At 36.6% G+C, this 17,814-nt stretch carries 17 protein-coding genes, 2 pseudogenes and 1 riboswitch; of the genes and pseudogenes, 12 read left to right on the top strand and 7 right to left on the bottom strand.

The window, feature by feature from the left end; genetic code table 11:
• The 3 genes from G5W_RS0106115 to G5W_RS0106100 form a co-directional block, all read left to right on the top strand.
• Positions 1 to 645: AAA family ATPase (locus G5W_RS0106115; RefSeq protein ID WP_010095098.1), on the top strand; the 645-nt coding region annotated here is incomplete at its 5' end.
• The gene (locus G5W_RS0106110) at positions 645 to 1,862 is read left to right on the top strand and encodes a DUF58 domain-containing protein (RefSeq protein ID WP_010095097.1); all 1,218 of its coding nucleotides are present in this window, start codon (positions 645 to 647) and stop codon (positions 1,860 to 1,862) included. The genes G5W_RS0106115 and G5W_RS0106110, both read left to right, overlap by 1 nt.
• Before the next feature lie 116 nt (positions 1,863 to 1,978).
• Positions 1,979 to 3,181 carry a hypothetical protein gene (locus G5W_RS0106100; protein WP_010095095.1) on the top strand — a complete coding sequence of 401 codons (1,203 nt, stop codon included), beginning with the start codon at positions 1,979 to 1,981 and terminating at the stop codon, positions 3,179 to 3,181.
• A gap of 17 nt (positions 3,182 to 3,198) precedes the next feature.
• Here the strand turns inward: G5W_RS0106100 and crcB (G5W_RS0106095) are convergent, their stop codons facing one another.
• The 6 genes and pseudogenes from crcB (G5W_RS0106095) to G5W_RS0106070 form a co-directional block, all read right to left on the bottom strand.
• Positions 3,199 to 3,561: a fluoride efflux transporter CrcB gene (crcB, locus tag G5W_RS0106095; protein ID WP_010095094.1), complete on the bottom strand. Its 363-nt coding sequence runs from the start codon at positions 3,559 to 3,561 to the stop codon at positions 3,199 to 3,201.
• Positions 3,558 to 3,956 (bottom strand): fluoride efflux transporter CrcB, encoded by a 399-nt coding sequence (crcB, locus tag G5W_RS0106090; protein ID WP_157998036.1) that lies wholly within the window; start codon positions 3,954 to 3,956, stop codon positions 3,558 to 3,560. Before crcB (G5W_RS0106090) ends, crcB (G5W_RS0106095) begins: the two co-directional genes overlap by 4 nt.
• Positions 3,941 to 4,354, bottom strand: a complete 414-nt coding sequence (locus G5W_RS0106085) for a Fur family transcriptional regulator (RefSeq protein ID WP_010095090.1) — start codon at positions 4,352 to 4,354, stop codon at positions 3,941 to 3,943. Before G5W_RS0106085 ends, crcB (G5W_RS0106090) begins: the two co-directional genes overlap by 16 nt.
• Positions 4,351 to 5,195: pseudogene (locus G5W_RS22035) on the bottom strand (metal ABC transporter permease). Before G5W_RS22035 ends, G5W_RS0106085 begins: the two are co-directional and overlap by 4 nt.
• 16 nt (positions 5,196 to 5,211) lie before the next feature.
• Positions 5,212 to 5,970 carry a metal ABC transporter ATP-binding protein gene (locus G5W_RS0106075; protein ID WP_010095088.1) on the bottom strand — a complete coding sequence of 253 codons (759 nt, stop codon included), beginning with the start codon at positions 5,968 to 5,970 and terminating at the stop codon, positions 5,212 to 5,214.
• Positions 5,971 to 6,002: 32 nt separating this feature from the next.
• Positions 6,003 to 6,935 carry a metal ABC transporter solute-binding protein, Zn/Mn family gene (locus G5W_RS0106070; RefSeq protein WP_010095086.1) on the bottom strand — a complete coding sequence of 311 codons (933 nt, stop codon included), beginning with the start codon at positions 6,933 to 6,935 and terminating at the stop codon, positions 6,003 to 6,005.
• 315 nt (positions 6,936 to 7,250) lie between these two features.
• Between G5W_RS0106070 and G5W_RS0106065 the strand changes: the two genes are divergently transcribed.
• From G5W_RS0106065 to G5W_RS0106050, 3 genes are all read left to right on the top strand, one after another.
• A complete protein-coding gene (locus G5W_RS0106065; protein WP_010095084.1) occupies positions 7,251 to 9,650 on the top strand; it encodes a 3-hydroxyacyl-CoA dehydrogenase/enoyl-CoA hydratase family protein in 2,400 nt (799 codons plus the stop codon).
• Between the two features lie 13 nt (positions 9,651 to 9,663).
• The gene (locus G5W_RS0106060; RefSeq protein WP_010095082.1) at positions 9,664 to 10,839 is read left to right on the top strand and encodes an acetyl-CoA C-acetyltransferase; all 1,176 of its coding nucleotides are present in this window, start codon (positions 9,664 to 9,666) and stop codon (positions 10,837 to 10,839) included.
• Positions 10,840 to 11,168: 329 nt separating this feature from the next.
• Positions 11,169 to 12,953, top strand: coding sequence for an acyl-CoA dehydrogenase family protein (locus tag G5W_RS0106050; RefSeq protein WP_010095078.1), 1,785 nt, complete (start codon positions 11,169 to 11,171; stop codon positions 12,951 to 12,953).
• 246 nt (positions 12,954 to 13,199) lie between these two features.
• Here the strand turns inward: G5W_RS0106050 and G5W_RS22690 are convergent, their stop codons facing one another.
• Positions 13,200 to 13,607 carry a VanZ family protein gene (locus G5W_RS22690; protein ID WP_237706206.1) on the bottom strand — a complete coding sequence of 136 codons (408 nt, stop codon included), beginning with the start codon at positions 13,605 to 13,607 and terminating at the stop codon, positions 13,200 to 13,202.
• A 378-nt stretch (positions 13,608 to 13,985) separates the two neighbouring features.
• Here G5W_RS22690 and G5W_RS0106040 point away from each other — a divergent pair, with 378 nt between their 5' ends.
• From G5W_RS0106040 to G5W_RS0106015, 6 genes and pseudogenes are all read left to right on the top strand, one after another.
• The gene (locus G5W_RS0106040) at positions 13,986 to 14,345 is read left to right on the top strand and encodes an arsenate reductase family protein (protein ID WP_010095075.1); all 360 of its coding nucleotides are present in this window, start codon (positions 13,986 to 13,988) and stop codon (positions 14,343 to 14,345) included.
• Positions 14,346 to 14,421: 76 nt separating this feature from the next.
• A pseudogene (gcvH, locus tag G5W_RS22030) lies at positions 14,422 to 14,804 on the top strand (glycine cleavage system protein GcvH).
• A gap of 235 nt (positions 14,805 to 15,039) precedes the next feature.
• Entirely contained in the window at positions 15,040 to 15,396 is a 357-nt protein-coding gene (locus G5W_RS0106030) for a toprim domain-containing protein (protein ID WP_010095072.1), read from the top strand.
• 27 nt (positions 15,397 to 15,423) lie between these two features.
• Positions 15,424 to 15,726, top strand: a complete 303-nt coding sequence (locus tag G5W_RS0106025; protein ID WP_033445588.1) for a thioredoxin domain-containing protein — start codon at positions 15,424 to 15,426, stop codon at positions 15,724 to 15,726.
• Positions 15,727 to 15,808: 82 nt separating this feature from the next.
• Positions 15,809 to 15,922: riboswitch (SAM riboswitch) on the top strand.
• 183 nt (positions 15,923 to 16,105) lie between these two features.
• Positions 16,106 to 17,128 (top strand): methionine ABC transporter ATP-binding protein, encoded by a 1,023-nt coding sequence (locus G5W_RS0106020; RefSeq protein ID WP_010095070.1) that lies wholly within the window; start codon positions 16,106 to 16,108, stop codon positions 17,126 to 17,128.
• On the top strand, positions 17,121 to 17,789 hold the full coding sequence (locus G5W_RS0106015; RefSeq protein ID WP_010095069.1) for a methionine ABC transporter permease: 669 nt from the start codon (positions 17,121 to 17,123) through the stop codon (positions 17,787 to 17,789). Before G5W_RS0106020 ends, G5W_RS0106015 begins: the two co-directional genes overlap by 8 nt.
• Positions 17,790 to 17,814: the final 25 nt, after the last annotated feature.

The following is a 17,814-nucleotide window of genomic DNA, read 5'->3' as shown; positions in this document are numbered from 1 at the left end:
TTAGCAGACGAAATAAATCGTGCTACACCAAAAACGCAGTCTAGTTTATTAGAGGTTATGGAAGAATTTCAATCTACAATAGATGGTGAAACGATAAAGGTTGAAGCACCATTTATTGTTATTGCCACCCAGAATCCCGTAGAAAGTAATTATGGAACGTTCCCATTACCAGAAGCGCAACTTGACCGTTTCTTATTTAAAATAGATATCGGATATCCGACTAAAGAAGAAGAAAAACAAATCTTAATGAATTATCGAACCAATGATCCATATCGTGATATTCAATCTATACTTACTCTTGATGAAATTCGTACTATTCAAGAAGATGTTAAGCAAATCACGGTTTCAGAAGTTGTCCATGAATACATATTAGATTTAATTCAAGCTTCTCGTCACCATTATGAGGTAGAACTTGGTATAAGTCCAAGGGGAATGTTAGCACTAATGCGAGCAGCACAGGCACGTGCCTTTCTTAAAGGTAGGGAGTATGTTACACCAGATGATATTAAAACAATTACTCCGTTTGTGTTTGAACATCGTTTAATTTTAACCATGGAGGGATCAATTAAGAAGACATCTTCCCAAGTGGTTGATGAAATATTACAATCTGTATCTGTACCTGTGGAAGAAGGAGCAGTTAGCTAATGGCGTGGAGAAAAGAAGCCGGGACAGATGATTCCCGTAGCTATGAATATATTCTAATAGCTCTTATTGTTTTTTTCATCATTGGTGTAATTTATCGTTCTCCAATTGTATTTATTGGTGTTGGGATATTTGCAGCTTATCTAATAGCTTACAAGATTTATGATAGAGGAGTAAATAAAAGTCTTTCTATAAACAATAAGCATAGAACTGTAAAGCTGTTTCCTGAAGAAGAAGAAACATTACGATTTACCATTGAAAATCAATCCATCTTTCCTATAATAAATGGTCAATTATCATTCCAATTAGGTTCAGCTATAAAGGCATATACCATAACAGATAAAGAGGACTATTGGAAGGAGTTAAATCTTCCTTTATCGTTGATTCAAAAGAAAAAAACAATTATTGAAATACCAATACGTGCAGAGCAACGCGGAGTCGCGAGAGTACAAAATATTTCGTACACTTTTCCACATTTACTGAATTTTAGTATGCTTCGCCTTCGTTATACAGACTTTTATAGAACCGAGGTTATTGTTTACCCTAAATTATTACCTGTCCAGGGGATAGAAGCCGTATATCATATGATGCAAGGCGACAGTAGGCTCAATTACTCTCCTTTTGAAGATATACAAAGTCCATTAGGTACGCGAGACTATAGCTATAGTGATCCGTTTCATAAGATTAACTGGAAGGCTACCGTTAAGACACAAAAACTACAAACTAATATATATGAAAAAGTTGTGGACCGTAGTTTTGTATTTATTGTTAACCTTGGCACAGTAAATTCTAAAAACATGATGAGCTTTAACAAAAACTTAGAAAACTTACTGTCTTATACAGCTTATTTAAGTGAATACGCTACTAAAATGGGAATACCATTTGAGATATTTATTAATACAAGAAAGCCAGGTAAAAACCCTTACATGCACCTTCATGAAGGTGAGGGGAAAGCGCATTATATGCATGCACTAGAAATGTTAGCGCGGGTACATAAGCAATCTCCTATCCTTCCATTTAACAAGTTACTGTACAAGATTGCAAAGCAATTTAATAAACCAAAAACGGTTATTTTTATAGGGGACATCCCTAATGGTGCAACTGGAATCTTACACTCTTTCAAACAAATGCAGCGAAGTACTTATCGTGTGATGGAAGCCGAGGGGACTGGGTTAATAAGGCCTCTTGTTGTAAGGGAGGCAATTGAGGATGCAAGATAATTGTCCTAATTTTGTCCTAAAAAATAGTAATAATACTCCGAATGTTCGCGACGATACCAGTTTGGTAGAAAAACTATTAATTTAACTGGCGCGATTTAAATAAAAAGGGTGACGCTATGCATACAAATGAAAAACTAACGACTGCTTACCACTTCGTCTGTGAAGGTATAATTATCTACCTACTGCTGCTCCCAATATCATTCTATTACTATCAAGATATATCTCATTGGTTTTTTGTATCAACGCTAATAGGAATTGCTTTGTCTTTTGCTGTTCTTTCTACGTTTAATAATAGTCATGTACCCTATATAGTATCAAGCCCAATCCTAATTTTTGTTTTTTACACGTATGGGTTTCCTGTGACTTTAAGTATTATCTTTACTGGTATCTTAGTATGGAGATATATTGTATTGCGAACAAAATCCTTTCACAGGAATGATGCTGAGTATATTGGAGCTGCATTCATCTTAACAATCTTAGGCTTAATCATTTCAAGAGATTTTCAAATTTTAATGTTTCTATTATTGGAAATTATCATCGTGCTACTTGGATTTACATTTAGTCATTTATTAGTTATCGAAAAGGAAAAACAACGAACCTTCAATAGGGCAGTGTGGTTGAAATGGGGAGGTTTCTCCCTATTTGTCCTATCCGTCATATACTTATTATCAGATACTCTTTCAATATTGATGGGGAAGGTATGGGGACTTTTCGGAGGAGGGATGACATTCCTCGTTACAGGAGTTGCGAAATTCTTTGAATGGCTGGGTATTAGTTCATTCTTTCAAAGTGGAATCGATAATATGGAGCCAATAGAAGAAGTTGGAACGAATGAACCTGAAAAAACGATGTTAACGGATATAGAACAACAAGACGGTGAGTTTGGAACCTTTGTAATCATTGTTATCGTATTACTTCTCGTATTATTTTTCTATCTAATTAGGAAAGCAATGAGGGCTAAGGTAAAAGAAAAGGAAGAAAATAATATAAGTATTACGTATGAGGACAAGGAGCTCGTGAACCAACGTAAATTTTATAAGGGGTTCGGAGAAAAAAGAAGAAATAAGCCCAAGCATCCGATTCGTAAAGTAGTCTATGATTTTGAAAAAAAAGCAGCAAAACTTGAACTCGGAAGAATGCCATATGAATCGATTGAGAACTGGTTTGAACGACTTGGTATCGAAGAGGAGTTGGAGGTATACCAAAAGGTTCGTTATGGTGGTAAAGGCTACTCTGAGGAAGAAGAGGATAGGCTTCGGACGATTTTAAAAGGATTGGAAGATAAACTATTAAGTTTGAACGAAGATAGTAATGCCTAGCATTTGTGAATACTAGGCTAGTACGGATAACCATTACCTAACATAAGCCAAATAAAAGCAACCGTGAAAATAGAGATGAGTATAGAACTGAAAATATAAAGGATAGCAGTTTGATAATCTTTATTATTCATCATTTGAAGGACTTCATAGCCAAAAGTAGAAAATGTAGTATAGGATCCACAAAATCCAATACCTAGTAATAGCCATAATGGTTGGCTAATTGTACCTTTTTGATAAAAATAGAGGGTAAGAGCTAAAAGGAGAGATCCTGTTATATTGGCTAGCCATGTCCCAATCGGTCGTTTGGAGAATTTAATAGAAATAAAAAAACGGAGGATGCTTCCAATAGATCCTCCGATTGCAACGAATAAGATGTTCATGTGGATCTCCTACCTTTTTTTGCTAATAAGAACCCTCCATAAGCTAGTAGTAATCCTAGTAGTAAACTGAGCAGTACGTATACTACAGCCATTGATGGATTGTAATTCCAAAGTACTACCGTTTCACTAGCGAATGTAGAAAAAGTTGTAAATGCCCCAAGAAGTCCTGTCGTTAGACCAGTAAAAACTTCCGTAGATATTCGATTTTTTATCGCAGATGCACTCATTAAATAGGCTAGTAGGAAGCAACCTAATAGGTTTACTAGCAAGGTAGCGATAGGAAATACGCTATCACTCTCCATAATAATAGAGATGCTATAACGTCCAATCGCACCTAGCATACCTCCTAGTGCTACAGCTACATATAGCTTTAATACCATTAAACGTCTTGACATTGAGGACATAAGCCATAAATTTCAAATTTGTGATCTTCAATTTCATAATTCGCCAACGACTTTCGCACTTCTTCCATCGGGCAAACTTCAATTTCCTTCGTCTTACCACAATCCTTACATATAAAATGATGGTGGTGGTGACTTGCGCAGTTCATTCTAAAATGTTTTTCCCCATTTAATTCTGTAACCTCCAGAATACCTACTTCATGATATAAGTGCAAATTTCGATAAATGGTATCAAAGCTAATCCCATCGTAAGTAGATTCTAGATGCTGTATTAAATCCTTCGCTGTTCGATATCCATCTGCATCTTCAAAAAAAGATAATATATCTTTTCTCTTTCCAGTAGTTTTATAGCCTTTTTTCTTTAATAGTTCAATTGCATCAGAGGTATTCACGCTTTAACCCTCCTTAATCCTTGTAGTCGTTTAAAACCAATTGATAATAATAGTATCAGTATAGCTACAACAACAATAGTTCCCCCAGGTGGAATATTTAAGTAATAACCTGTGATTAATCCAATCATAACAGCTAATTCACCAAATGCAATAGATAAAAACATCATCTGCTTAAATCCTTTTGCAACACGCATACTCGCTGCGACAGGTAGTGTCATTAATGCGGACACTAATAATACCCCTACTATTTGGATAGAAGCAGCTATAACAAGCGCGGTCAAAATGATAAATAATAAATGTATTTGCTTGGCATGTATACCGGAGACCTTCGCATGCTCTTCATCAAACGATAGGGTAAATAATTCCTTATAAAAATGGTAATAATGATAACGACGAATATGGTAATAGCTAGAATCGTAATAAAATCAGTTTTGCTTACAGCCGATGCAGATCCAAAAAGATAGTTCATCAATTCCGTATTAAAACCGTCTGCTAAAGCAATAAATATAACACTTAGACCAACTCCACCTGAAAGTATAATTGGAATGGCAATTTCTTGGTAAGATTTATAGACACTTCTTAGTTTTTCGATGAAAATAGAGCCAACTACTGAAAACACTAAGCCACTGTAGATTGGTGGAAATATCATAAATGTAAATTTCTTCTCGATAAATAGTCCAAAAGCTATACCAGCTAATGTGACATGTGATAATGCATCAGCAATCAAGGATAATCTTCTAACAACGATAAAGGTACCTAATAATGGTGCTATTATTCCAATTAGAATCCCTGTAATAAACGTTTGCCGTAAAAAATCAAATTCTAATAAATCTGCTATCATATTTTCTCCTCCAGCGTTAATGGTCATGTGACACAATATTCACTGGGTGACCATAAACTTTTGACATTTCTATCTCTGTTAAATTTTCAAATTCCTCTGGTTTACCATGGAAATGCAATGTCTTATTTAAACAAGCAATTCTTGTAGCATATTTCGTCATGGTACCTGTGTCATGTGTAACTAATAATAACGTTATACCATTATTTTTATTTAAGTCATGTAATAGTTCATAAAATTTCTGGACATTTTCATAATCAATCCCTACAGTTGGCTCATCTAGAATCAACAATTCAGGTTCGCTAACAAGAGCCCTGGCAATGAAGACACGTTGCTGCTGTCCTCCCGATAAATTACCAATATTTTCGTAAGCATATTCGGACATGCCCACATCATGAATCGCCTTTAATATTTTCTCTTTATCTTTTTGTTTAAAAAACTTAAAATATCCTATTTTACTTGTTAATCCAGCGGATACCACTTCATACACGGTAGCAGGAAATCCTTTGTTAAAGGCATTAGACTTTTGTGAGACAAAACCGATTTTGTTCCAATCTCTAAACGACTCTACAGGCGTGTTAAAAAGAGAAAGTTGACCACTGTGTGGCCTTAGAATACCGAGAATAATTTTAATTAGAGTAGTTTTCCCTCCACCATTTGGACCAAGTAGTCCGATAAATGCACCTTTAGTAATTTCAAAATTAATATGATGGAGGACCGTTTTGTTTTCATAGGAATAGCTTATGTCGTTAAGAGATATAATAGATTTTTGGTCCATTTAACATGCGTCCTTTCATTGAGTTGCTTGATCTAATATGTGTAGGTTTTTTTCATTAAGGTAAGATAATCTTCATTTCTATTCAGATCTTCCTCCGTTAGAACTGCGAGATTATGGATAGTTAAGGAATCCACATCAATATATTCTTGAATAATCGTTGATACTTTATTAAATGTGTTTTGTTCGAAAATGACATAGTTGAAATCACTCTTCTCAGCTTGTTTAATAATCTTTATTAAATCTTTTTGAGAAGGTTGAAGAGTGGAAGAGATTCCATTTATGGAAACTTGCTCAATGCCATATCGCTCTTCCCAGTATCCAAATGCAGCGTGAGAGACAAGGATCTTTGACTGTTTTTTATTTGCTAACGTCTCTGAAAACAATTTATCTAATTCTGCAAAATCTTCTATTAATAGTTTAAAGTTTCTTTCATATAACGCAGCTTGAGAAGGATTAATTTCCATGAGCTGTTCTACAATGATGTGGGCCATATCAATCATGCGAAGTGGGTCTATCCATATATGAGGATCATGCTCCCCATGGTTGTGACCATCATCATGATGATTCTCAAGTTTGAGTGTTTCACCTTGTTCATGAAGATGAACTGGTTCATAAAGCTCTTCATATAATCCTAGCTCTAATAGTTTAACATTTTCAATCTTCAAGGCATTAGCAATTGCTTCACTAAACCCTTCCATTCCTGCTCCTATATAAAAGAAAGCGTCACTCTTGGCAAGGGAGGTCATCATTTTAGTTGTTGGCTCATAAGAGTGAGCATCGACTCCAGGAGGGAAAATGGAATAGACGCTTAGTGTGTTACCACCGATTCTTTCTACTATATATTGAATGGGGTAAACGGAAGTATATATCGTTAACTTCTCATCTGGTCGAGCATTCTCTACGTTTTGACAACCAAAGAGAAGGCTGCTAAAAATAATGGTCGTGAATATACGAATGATTCTCATAAATGCCCTCTCATTCTCTGCTGTTCCTACTGACCTATGTAATCATATCGAAAGCATTACGATTTGTAAATAGGAATGATTACGATTTTATAAATTTTATTTCTTCCATTCATTTTTCCACTGAAATAGTAACCTATACGGTAATATCTATCACACGGAAGGGCAATTATTAGAAAAAACATCGAATTTTAAAATTTTAATTGCGAAATATCTGAATATAATTTATAGTAAGTATAGATGGATAGGAGACTGTCCGTAATTTTTTCTTAAAAAATGAATGAGTATTCATTCAAAATGAGATTGGGGGACAAAATAATGAAGCGAACAATTAAGCGTGCTGCAGTATTAGGCTCTGGCGTGATGGGTTCAGGAATTGCTGCTCACTTAGCGAATAACGGTATTCCTACATTAATGCTCGATATTGTACCCAAGGCGTTAACCAGTGAAGACGAGAGAAAGGGACTTACCCTGGAGGATAAGGTTGTACGAAACCGAATCGCGGAGCAAAGTAAACAACTATTATTAAAACAGAAACCATCACCTATCACATCTAAGTCAAGTCTTGATCTTATCGAAGTAGGCAACATGGATGATGATATGGAAAAATTGGCTGATGTCGATTGGATTATTGAAGTGGTTGTAGAAAGATTAGATATTAAGAAAACTGTATTTGAAAAGGTAGATCAATACAGAAAAATCGGTTCCATTGTAAGTTCTAATACATCAGGAATTTCTGTAGAAGCAATGGTAGAAGGACGTTCTGAGGACTTCCAAAAGAACTTCCTAGGCACACATTTCTTCAATCCACCAAGATACTTAAAATTATTAGAAGTTATTCCTACAAAGCATACGGATCCTGAAGTATTAAAATTCATGAAGACTTTTGGTGAAGATATTTTAGGGAAAGGTGTAGTAGAAGCAAAGGATACACCAAACTTTATCGCTAACCGAATTGGGACCTATGGTTTACTTGTGACGGTAAGAGAAATGCTTAAAGGTGGTTACAGTGTCGGTGAAGTGGATTCCGTAACGGGACCGTTAATCGGTCGACCGAAGAGTGCAACTTTCCGTACACTAGATGTCGTGGGATTAGATACCTTCATCCATGTTGCTCGTAACGTTTACGACCAAGTGGAAGGTCCGGAGAAGGAAGTATTTACTATCCCAGATTTCATGTTGAAAATGCAAGAAAACGGTTGGTTAGGAGCAAAGAGTGGTCAAGGATTTTTCCTTAAGAAAAAAGGAAAAGATGGCAGTGCTATTCTGGAACTAAATCCTGAAACAATGGAGTACGAAGAGCGAAAGAAATTAAAATCGCCTGCAGTTGAAATGGCGAAACAAGCAAAAGGTTCACGTAATAAATTGAAAGCGCTTATTTCATTTAAGGGTGACCGTGCTGGGGACTTAATTTGGAACATTTTAAAACCAGCATTACTCTATTCGGCGGAGCTAGTTCATGAGATTGCAGACGATGTTGTAGCGATTGACCAAGCGATGAAGTGGGGATTTGGTTGGGAAGTCGGTCCATTTGAAACTTGGGATGCGATTGGTTTAAGAGCTTCCGTAGAACGAATGCAAGAAGAAGGAGATACAGTACCTAGCTGGGTATTAGAAATGCTAGAGGCTGGTCATGAGTCTTTCTACAAAAATAAAACTGCTGACACGTACTATTTTGATCAGGGCGAATACAAACAGCAACAATTTAATGCTAAGGAAATTAACATCAAGAACTTAAAAGAAGTGAATGGTGTTATTAAAAAGAATACTGGTGCTAGTTTAATAGACATAGGGGATGGTGTTGCACTACTTGAATTCCATTCCAAGAGTAATGCAATCGGTATGGATACTATCCAAATGGTAAACTTCGCTATTGAAGAGGTTAGTAAGAATTATGAAGGTCTCGTTATAGGGAACCAAGGAAAGAACTTTAGCGTAGGTGCTAACCTTGCACTCATGTTAATGGAAGCACAAGACGATAACTTCTTTGAGCTAGATATGGTCGTTAAAATGTTCCAAGACATGGGGACAGCCATTAAGTATTCCGAGAAGCCAGTTGTTGTAGCACCATTCAATATGACACTTGGCGGAGGAGCAGAGGTATCACTTCCAGCGGCAGCACTTCAAGCATCAGCTGAAACCTATATGGGACTAGTAGAATTTGGTGTTGGTCTAATCCCTGGAGGAGGAGGTACGAAAGAATTGTATCTAAAGCAGCTTCGGAACCTTCCAAAAGGTATTGATTTTGATCTAACCAAGGTTGCGAATGATGTTTTCGAAAAAGTTGCGATGGCAAAAGTTTCTACATCTGCTGAAGAAGCAAGAGAAAATGGCTTCCTAGATGCTAATGATCGAATTAGTGTGAATCCAGATCATCTTATTTATGATGCGAAACAACGAGTTCTTGAGTTAGCTAAAGCAGGTTATAAAGCACCTAAACGCGAAAAAATCCCTGTCGTAGGTGAGGCTGGATATGCGGCAATGTTACTCGGTGCGAAAACATTACAATTTGGTGGATATGCATCAGATCATGATGTCAAGATTGCCGAAAAGTTAGCATATGTATTATCTGGTGGACGTATTAAGGAAGGCACACTTATTGATGAGCAGGTCATGCTTGATTTAGAAAGAGAAGCATTCTTGAGTCTGATTGCAGAGCCGTTAACACAAGCACGTATGCAATACATGTTACTAAAAGGAAAACCATTAAGGAACTAGGGAGGGGATTAAGTTGAGAGAAGCGGTAATAGTAGCAGGTTCAAGAACGCCTGTAGGAAAAGCAAAAAAAGGATCTTTACGTAATACCCGACCAGACGATTTAGCTGCACTAACTATCAAGGAAACACTAAAGCGTGCTGGTGGCTATGATGGAAATATTGATGATGTCATTATTGGATGTGCGATTCCAGAGGCAGAACAAGGCATGAATATGGCGCGTAATATTGCAGGGCTTGCTGGATTAAGACATGATGTACCTGGTATTACGATTAATCGCTATTGTTCTTCGGGATTACAAAGTATTGCCTATGCATCAGAACGAATTATGCTAGGTGCAAGTGATACGATTATCGCTGGTGGTGCAGAATCTATGAGTCTAGTACCAATGCCAGGGCATGTAATAAAACCAAATCCAACACTTGTAGCAGATGCACCTGGATACTATATGGGAATGGGGCACACTGCAGAAGAAGTTGCAAATCGCTTTGGAATTTCACGACAAGATCAGGATGCATTTGCAGTACAAAGTCATGAACGTGCTGCAATAGCCATAGCGGAAGGCAAATTTAAAGATGAAATCGTACCAGTTGAAATAACAGAACGTTTCATCGGAAAAAATAACAAGGTAGAGGAAAAGTCGTTCTTATTTGATACAGATGAAGGTGTCAGAGCAGGAACCACATTGGATGTACTTGGAAAATTACGCCCAGCATTCCATGTGAAAGGTACGGTTACAGCTGGTAACTCCTCACAAATGAGTGATGGAGCAGCATCTGTACTCATCATGGATCGTGAAAAAGCAGAGGCGGAAGGACTAAAACCACTCGTGAAATTCCGTTCCTTCGCAGTAGCTGGTGTAGAACCAGAAATCATGGGTGTAGGTCCTGTAAAAGCAATTCCAAAAGCACTAGAAATAGCTGGCATTGGTCTTTCGGATGTTGGCCTATTTGAACTAAACGAAGCATTCGCTTCCCAATCCGTTAGAGTAATCCAAGCACTAGATTTAGACACCAATATCGTAAACGTAAACGGCGGAGCAATCGCCCTAGGCCATCCACTAGGCATGACCGGAACAAAACTAACCCTAAGCCTAGCCCACGAAATGAAACGCCGCAATGTCCAATTTGGAGTCGTAACCATGTGCATCGGCGGTGGAATGGGCGCAGCAGGAGTATTTGAACTATTGTAGGTTGGTAGTTTAAAAATATCTTAGGATTAAACATTATACTGGCTAGTTTTGTGAATTGATTTGGGATTCTAAATAAAATGCACTGAGCGGCCCGAATATACGAAGACTCCTGTGGGAGGATAGGCATAGGTGAGACCCCACAGCTCGGGACGAGCGAGGAGGCTCACCAGCCACCCACGCAAGGTAGACACTGTGAGGTTCTTTCGAACAGATGTCGCCCCTGTACTGGGAGTGGAAAGCGAAGTATATTCGGGACGCGAACTTGGCCAGAAAGCTAGATATATAGAGTTTATGCAATATACAATCATTTTAAGAGAGGATGTATAATAATGAGCGAAACAAAAGAAAAATTATTTAAAGGCGGTTCCTTCCTAGTAGAAGACCTAAAAGGAGAAGACATCATCACACCAGAAGACTTCACAGACGAACACAAAATGATTGCAAAAACAACAGAAGACTTCGTAGTAGGGGAAGTACTACCAGTAGCAGAAAAACTAGAAAACCACGAATTCGAACATTCAGTAGACTTATTGAAAAAAGCAGGAGAACTAGGTCTATTAGGAGCTGACGTACCAGAAGAATACGGTGGCCTAGCACTAGATAAAATCAGTTCATCCTTAATCACAGAAAAATTCGCACGTGCTGGCGGTTTCTCAATCACTCACGGAGCACACGTAGGTATCGGCTCGCTTCCAATCGTATTCTTTGGTAATGAAGAACAAAAAGCGAAGTACCTTCCAAAATTAGCAACAGGCGAACTAATTGCAGCCTATGCTCTAACTGAGCCGGGTTCAGGATCTGATGCACTAGGTGCAAAAACAACTGCTAAGTTAAATGAAGAAGGAACTCATTATATTTTAAATGGTGAAAAACAATGGATTACGAACTCTGCATTTGCTGATGTATTCGTTGTTTACGCAAAAATTGATGGAGAGCACTTCTCTGCATTTATTGTAGAGCGTGAATTTCCAGGGGTATCAACAGGTCCTGAAGAGAAGAAAATGGGTATAAAATCTTCCTCTACTCGTACATTAATCCTAGAAGATGCAGAAGTTCCAGTAGAGAACTTACTTGGCGAAAAAGGCCGTGGTCATATTATCGCCTTTAATATTCTAAACGTAGGTCGCTACAAGCTAGCAATTGGTGGTGTTGGTGGAGCAAAACGAGCACTTGAGGTTGCAACCCAATACGTTAACCAACGTAAACAATTTAACACTCCTATTTCTAAGTTCTCTTTAACACAGGAAAAACTAGCAACGATAGCATCTGAAATTTATGCAAACGAGAGTGCAGTGTATCGTACTGTAGGTTTATTTGAGCAACGCATGGGCTCCCTTACAGATGAACAACTAAAAGATGGCCGTGAGATTGCTCGTGCAATCGCAGAATATCAAATTGAGTGTTCTATGAACAAATATACAGCAACAGAATTACTAGATCATGCTGCTGATGAAGCAGTACAAATGCATGGTGGGTATGGCTTCATGCAAGAGTATGAAGTAGAACGTATATATCGTGATTCTCGTATCAACCGTATTTTTGAGGGAACAAACGAAATCAACCGTTTACTAGTTCCTGGTACATTATTGAAGAAAGCAATGAAAGGCGAGTTACCTCTATTCCAAAAAGCTATGAGCTTACAGGAAGAACTTATGATGATGATGCCAGAAGAGCCAGGTTCAGAGCCATTAGAACAAGAAAAATATTTACTAAGAAACGCAAAGAAAATCGTCTTACTTGGTGCTGGATTAGCTGCACAAAAGTACATGCAAAAGATTGACCAAGAACAAGAAATCCTAGTAAATCTTGCTGACATGGTAGCAGAAGTTTACAATATGGAAAGTGCGATTTTACGTACAGAAAAAGCTATCAACGCTACTGGAGCTGAGAAGAATAAGCAAAAACTTCTTTATACACAAGTATATGTACAAGAAGCATTCAACCGTATTGAAGCAGATGCAAAAGAAACCCTTATTGCAGTTGAAGAAGGTGACACGTTACGGATGATGCTTACATCCTTACGTAAACTAACTCGCCATACTCCTACAAATGTAATTGCTATAAAGCGTGAAATTGCAGCTGGGATTATAGAAGCAGAGAAGTATACGGTATAAGGGCAGGATTATCATCAGATTTAACATAATAGGAAGGGGTGCAAACCGGATTAAGGTTAGCACCTCTTTTTCCGTTAGAATAAGACCATATAAATTACATAATAGAAGTTAGAAAAATATGTAAAAGATAAGCCAATATGCTCTTTCGATTGTCTAATAAGTAAGAGAATAAAGAAATGGTGATTCATTATCAGACGATTAGTAAAAAGCTCAAAAAGGTAATGACAAACAAAAATTATCATGTTTCTATCGTACAGTTGCTGCCTTTAGTAAAGTTAACTTTTTTCCAATTACCCCAATAATATAACCAATTAATACGCCTAGTGTATTTAATATAAGATCGTCCACATCAAAGCTTCTGGAAATTATTCCAGTGATGGAAAGAATTAATTGCATGAATTCAATAAATAACGTACTGCCCAAACCAATTATGAAGATAATGAGGAGTGTTACTCTTCTCATAAGTGATAATGCAAATAACCCAATTGGAATGAAGACGACTACATTTCCTAATAGATTAATAATCTGTAACATGATATTTCCTTCAAATTTTATGTATAAATGAATGGTCTTGAATGGCACTAAATTAACTGAAACGTTGTTAGGTATATCGGCCGAGGTTGGATATAGTGTTAGATACAAAAGGCATTCCATGTAGGTTATTAATAAAAGAATAATGATTTCTTGTCTTAATACTAGCTTCTTTATTAAAACTCTTATGTAAATAAGTTTTACTATAATATAGAAAACTAGAGAAATGAGAATCAATAAAATAGGGATATTATTTATATATTGCATAAGCGCTCCTAAGTAATAAGTAGATACTATCAGTATAAGAGACTACTATCTCTGTCAGCAAGGGAAATAAGGATAAATGCTAAAGTTTCCTTTATTTCGCTAAAGCTTTTTGAATCCTCGCTAAAGATTATGTCAACTTAGCCGAGTTTAATGCAAACCAGACCATTTCTATCCATATTCCTTATATTTCCCTGCTCATCATGGTAAAATAGCATTAGAAAAGGAGGGGTTGTTTTGGGACTAACATTTTATTGGTATCCTAACTGTGGAACATGCAAAAATGCGAAGAAGTGGTTTGATGAGCATAACGTTGAATACAATAGCATACATATTGTGGAAGAAACACCTTCCAAACAGGAAATATTGAACCTTATCGAAATAAGTGGACTTCCTGCTAAGAAGTTCTTTAACACAAGTGGGAAGAAGTATCGAGAGCTAAATATTAAAGAAAAAATTCAGGATGCAAGCATTGAAGAAATGGCAGAAATTCTTGCTTCAGATGGTATGTTGATTAAGCGACCAATTGTAACAGATGGAAAAGTTGTAACAGTTGGTTTTAAAGAAGAAGAATATCAAAAAAATTGGACTAAATAATAAGTATTAATACTAGCATTTCACCATAATAGCTTGTATAGTTAAGATACAATTACATATTTCGGAGGGGATTTTAATGAGTCTACCAAATGATTTATTATATTCTAAAGAACACGAATGGATAAAAAAGAAGGAAACACTGTACGTATTGGTATTACTGACTTTGCACAAGATGAACTAGGTGATATTGTCTTTGTAGAACTACCAGAGGTTGGAGAAGAAATTAAAGCTGACGAGCCGTTTGGAAGTGTAGAATCAGTCAAAACAGTATCGGAACTATACGCACCAGTTAGTGGGAAAATTGTCGAAGTAAACACAGAGCTAGAGGATAGCCCAGAGCTTGTTAATGAATCTCCTTACGATAGTGCGTGGATGATTGTTATTGAACCTTCAGATGAATCAGAACTTGAAAGCCTTCTGTCACCTGAAGCGTATAAAGAGTTAATTGAACAAGACTAATTATATAGTGTCGTGAGTACTGACTTTTTTCCTTTTTTGGAAGAGAGTCAGTTTTATTTAGCAGTTCGTGAAGGATAAGTAGTTATCTGATTTGCATAAGAATATATTGACTAGTGAATGCTAGTTTCCAGAGCTATCGTAATAAATTTCTTGTTTTTATAAAGCACTCGCTAAGCTTTACGTAACCGAGTAAAGTATGCGAATACTGTTTTTCTAAACATGAGGGGGATTTATCATGATTTCACATCAGACGGATCGTGTTATAATTGTTGAAGGCTTAACAGATAAGAAGCAATTGGAAAAAATTATTGATGATCAAGTAACGATTATTTGTACGAATGGAACCTTTGATGTCGAACGATTCGATGAAATGTTAGAAACTTATCAGTTGGATGAAAAAGATGTCTATATTTTTGTTGATGAGGATAAGTCTGGTATAAAACTGAGGAAACAACTTTCGCTAGAATTGCCCCATGCGGAACATATTTATGTTAGTAGTGAATATCGTGAAGTGGCGGCTACTCCAGAAAGAATATTGGCAATGCTGCTCCTCGGAAAGCATATTGCGGTCAATCCACATTTTCTCGTTTAGTGATAAGTAGGTGATAATTTGCAAGAAATGACACAAGAACAACTCTCGGTTAAAGACTATCTACTCTATATTTACACTCCTTTTTGCGGTACTTGCCAGGTAGCCAGAACCATGTTAGAAAAGATAGAGAGTGTACATCAAAAGGATATTTTTTATAAAATGAATGCATCATTATACCCGGAATTTATGCATGAACATAAAGTGGAAAGTGTTCCTTGTTTAATCATTAAGAAGGATAACGAGATGAAAGAAAAAATCTATGCCTTTCGCTCCATTCCCAACATATATCGTTATTTACTAGAATACCAGCCCGAATTATTTTCGGTATAGAAAAACTATAAAATTATATGTTGACACATTTTAGTACGGGTGATATAGTTAGTTCATTCACAAAAACTGAATATCTATTTATCTCTTATCAAGAGCGGTGGAGGGAAAGGCCCTATGAAACCGCGGCAACCTTCAAACATTCGAGTTTGAAAAAGGTGCTAATTCCTACAAAGCATATTGCTTTGAAAGATGAGGGAACGTGAGGCTTTAATATACTAATTATTACGTCTTTCTGTTCTCTTACAGAAAGACGTTTTTTTGTTGATAGGAAATTTGATATATTGCATTAAATTTGCAATATATCAAAAAGGGCTTAAGAAAGCCTAAAACGTAATTTTCTAAAACGATTAGTACATCATAGAAAGAGGAGGGATGCATTATGATATCCATCAAAGGTTTAACAAAAGTATTTCAGATAGATAAAAAACAAGTAGTTGCCGTAGATGATTTAAACTTAACGATAAAGAATGGCGAGATATTCGGTGTAATCGGTTATAGTGGTGCTGGAAAAAGTACATTAATCCGTCTCTTGAACCGGTTAGAAGAGCCAACTTCAGGAAAAGTAACCATTGGAGATAATGAGATAACGTCATTATCAAAGAATAGACTTCGTAATGCGCGTCAGAATATCGGGATGATTTTTCAGCATTTTAATTTACTCTGGTCAAGAACAGTAAGTGAAAATATTGAATTTCCTCTTGAAATAGCAGGAGTACCTAAAGAAAAAAGAGTACAACGCGTCAAAGAGTTAATCGACTTAGTTGGTTTAACTGGGAGAGAAAAAGCTTATCCTTCCCAGTTAAGTGGAGGGCAGAAGCAGCGTGTTGGTATTGCACGAGCACTAGCCAATAACCCAAAAGTTTTATTATGTGATGAAGCAACATCTGCATTAGACCCGGAAACAACAGACTCCATCTTAGATTTATTGGTTGATATCAATGAACGATTGGGTTTAACCATTATTCTCATCACACATGAAATGCATGTAATTCGTAAAATTTGTAATCGAGTTGCTGTGATGGAAAAAGGGAAGATTGTAGAACAAGGAGATGTTCTAGATGTCTTCTTGAAGCCAAAACAACCTGTGACGAAGAAGTTTGTAGAACAAGTAATGGGCAGTCAAGAAGATGACATTGGACAATTAATTGAGAATTACTCTACTGGTGAAGTAGTCCGGTTACATTTTGTCGGAGAATCTGCTAATCAGGCTCTTATTAGTAAAATTTCCAAGGAATTTGACATAGAAGTTAATATTCTTCAAGGGAAGATTACCCAAACAAAGCTAGGAGCTTATGGTACATTAATTGTTCAGTTAATTGGAGAGCAAGACGAGATAAGCCAAACTATCCAATACATTAAAGAGAAAACCTCTATTGAAGTGGAGGTATTGAAAAATGCTTAACGAACTATTTCCAAATGTTGTGATAGAGGATTTAGTAGTCGCAACAGGAGAAACATTTTACATGACGATTATTGCACTAATAGGAACAATTATTATTGGAATTTTATTAGGACTATTACTTTACTTAACGTCAACCGGCGGACTATGGGAAAACAAGGTGCTAAATACGATTGTCGCAGCCATTGTTAATATTTTTAGAGCAATTCCTTTTATCATTTTAATCCTATTATTAATACCTTTTACTAACTTCTTAATTGGTACCATAAGAGGACCTAATGCAGCCTTACCAGCATTAATTATCGGTTCAGCTCCATTCTATGCAAGATTGGTTGAAATCGGTTTGAGAGAAGTAAATAAAGGTGTAGTGGAAGCAGCTCAATCAATGGGTGCAAAAACAAAAACGATTATTTTTAAAGTGTTATTGCCTGAATCAATGCCAGCATTGGTTTCAGGGGCAACCGTAACTGCAATAGCATTAATTGGCTACACTGCGGTTGCAGGTGCAATTGGTGCAGGTGGATTAGGTGATTTTGCTTATTTCCACGGATTTGTACGTCGTGATTTTGACGTCGTGTTTGTATGTACCGTATTAATTGTGATTATTGTTTTCATCTTCCAATCTATTGGTGATTTTATTACCAATAGATTAGATAAAAGATAAATTATAAACTTAAAGGGGAGTAAAA

It is taken from the genome of Ornithinibacillus scapharcae TW25 (assembly GCF_000190475.1).
GTDB lineage: Bacteria > Bacillota > Bacilli > Bacillales > Amphibacillaceae > Ornithinibacillus > Ornithinibacillus scapharcae.
Note: the sequence above shows the minus strand (reverse complement) of the source record. Positions and strands in the feature narration are given on the sequence as shown.

Excerpts from the sequence above, each read along its gene's own strand:
- G5W_RS0106110 (WP_010095097.1), top strand. The coding sequence starts at position 645 with ATGGCGTGGAGAAAAGAAGCCGGGACAGATGATTCCCGTAGCTATGAA.
- G5W_RS0106100 (WP_010095095.1), top strand. The coding sequence starts at position 1,979 with ATGCATACAAATGAAAAACTAACGACTGCTTACCACTTCGTCTGTGAA.
- crcB (WP_010095094.1), bottom strand. The coding sequence starts at position 3,561 with ATGAACATCTTATTCGTTGCAATCGGAGGATCTATTGGAAGCATCCTC.
- crcB (WP_157998036.1), bottom strand. The coding sequence starts at position 3,956 with ATGTCAAGACGTTTAATGGTATTAAAGCTATATGTAGCTGTAGCACTA.
- G5W_RS0106075 (WP_010095088.1), bottom strand. The coding sequence starts at position 5,970 with ATGGACCAAAAATCTATTATATCTCTTAACGACATAAGCTATTCCTAT.
- G5W_RS0106070 (WP_010095086.1), bottom strand. The coding sequence starts at position 6,935 with ATGAGAATCATTCGTATATTCACGACCATTATTTTTAGCAGCCTTCTC.
- G5W_RS0106065 (WP_010095084.1), top strand. The coding sequence starts at position 7,251 with ATGAAGCGAACAATTAAGCGTGCTGCAGTATTAGGCTCTGGCGTGATG.
- G5W_RS0106050 (WP_010095078.1), top strand. The coding sequence starts at position 11,169 with ATGAGCGAAACAAAAGAAAAATTATTTAAAGGCGGTTCCTTCCTAGTA.
- G5W_RS22690 (WP_237706206.1), bottom strand. The coding sequence starts at position 13,607 with ATGGAATGCCTTTTGTATCTAACACTATATCCAACCTCGGCCGATATA.
- G5W_RS0106030 (WP_010095072.1), top strand. The coding sequence starts at position 15,040 with ATGATTTCACATCAGACGGATCGTGTTATAATTGTTGAAGGCTTAACA.
- G5W_RS0106025 (WP_033445588.1), top strand. The coding sequence starts at position 15,424 with ATGACACAAGAACAACTCTCGGTTAAAGACTATCTACTCTATATTTAC.
- G5W_RS0106020 (WP_010095070.1), top strand. The coding sequence starts at position 16,106 with ATGATATCCATCAAAGGTTTAACAAAAGTATTTCAGATAGATAAAAAA.
- G5W_RS0106015 (WP_010095069.1), top strand. The coding sequence starts at position 17,121 with ATGCTTAACGAACTATTTCCAAATGTTGTGATAGAGGATTTAGTAGTC.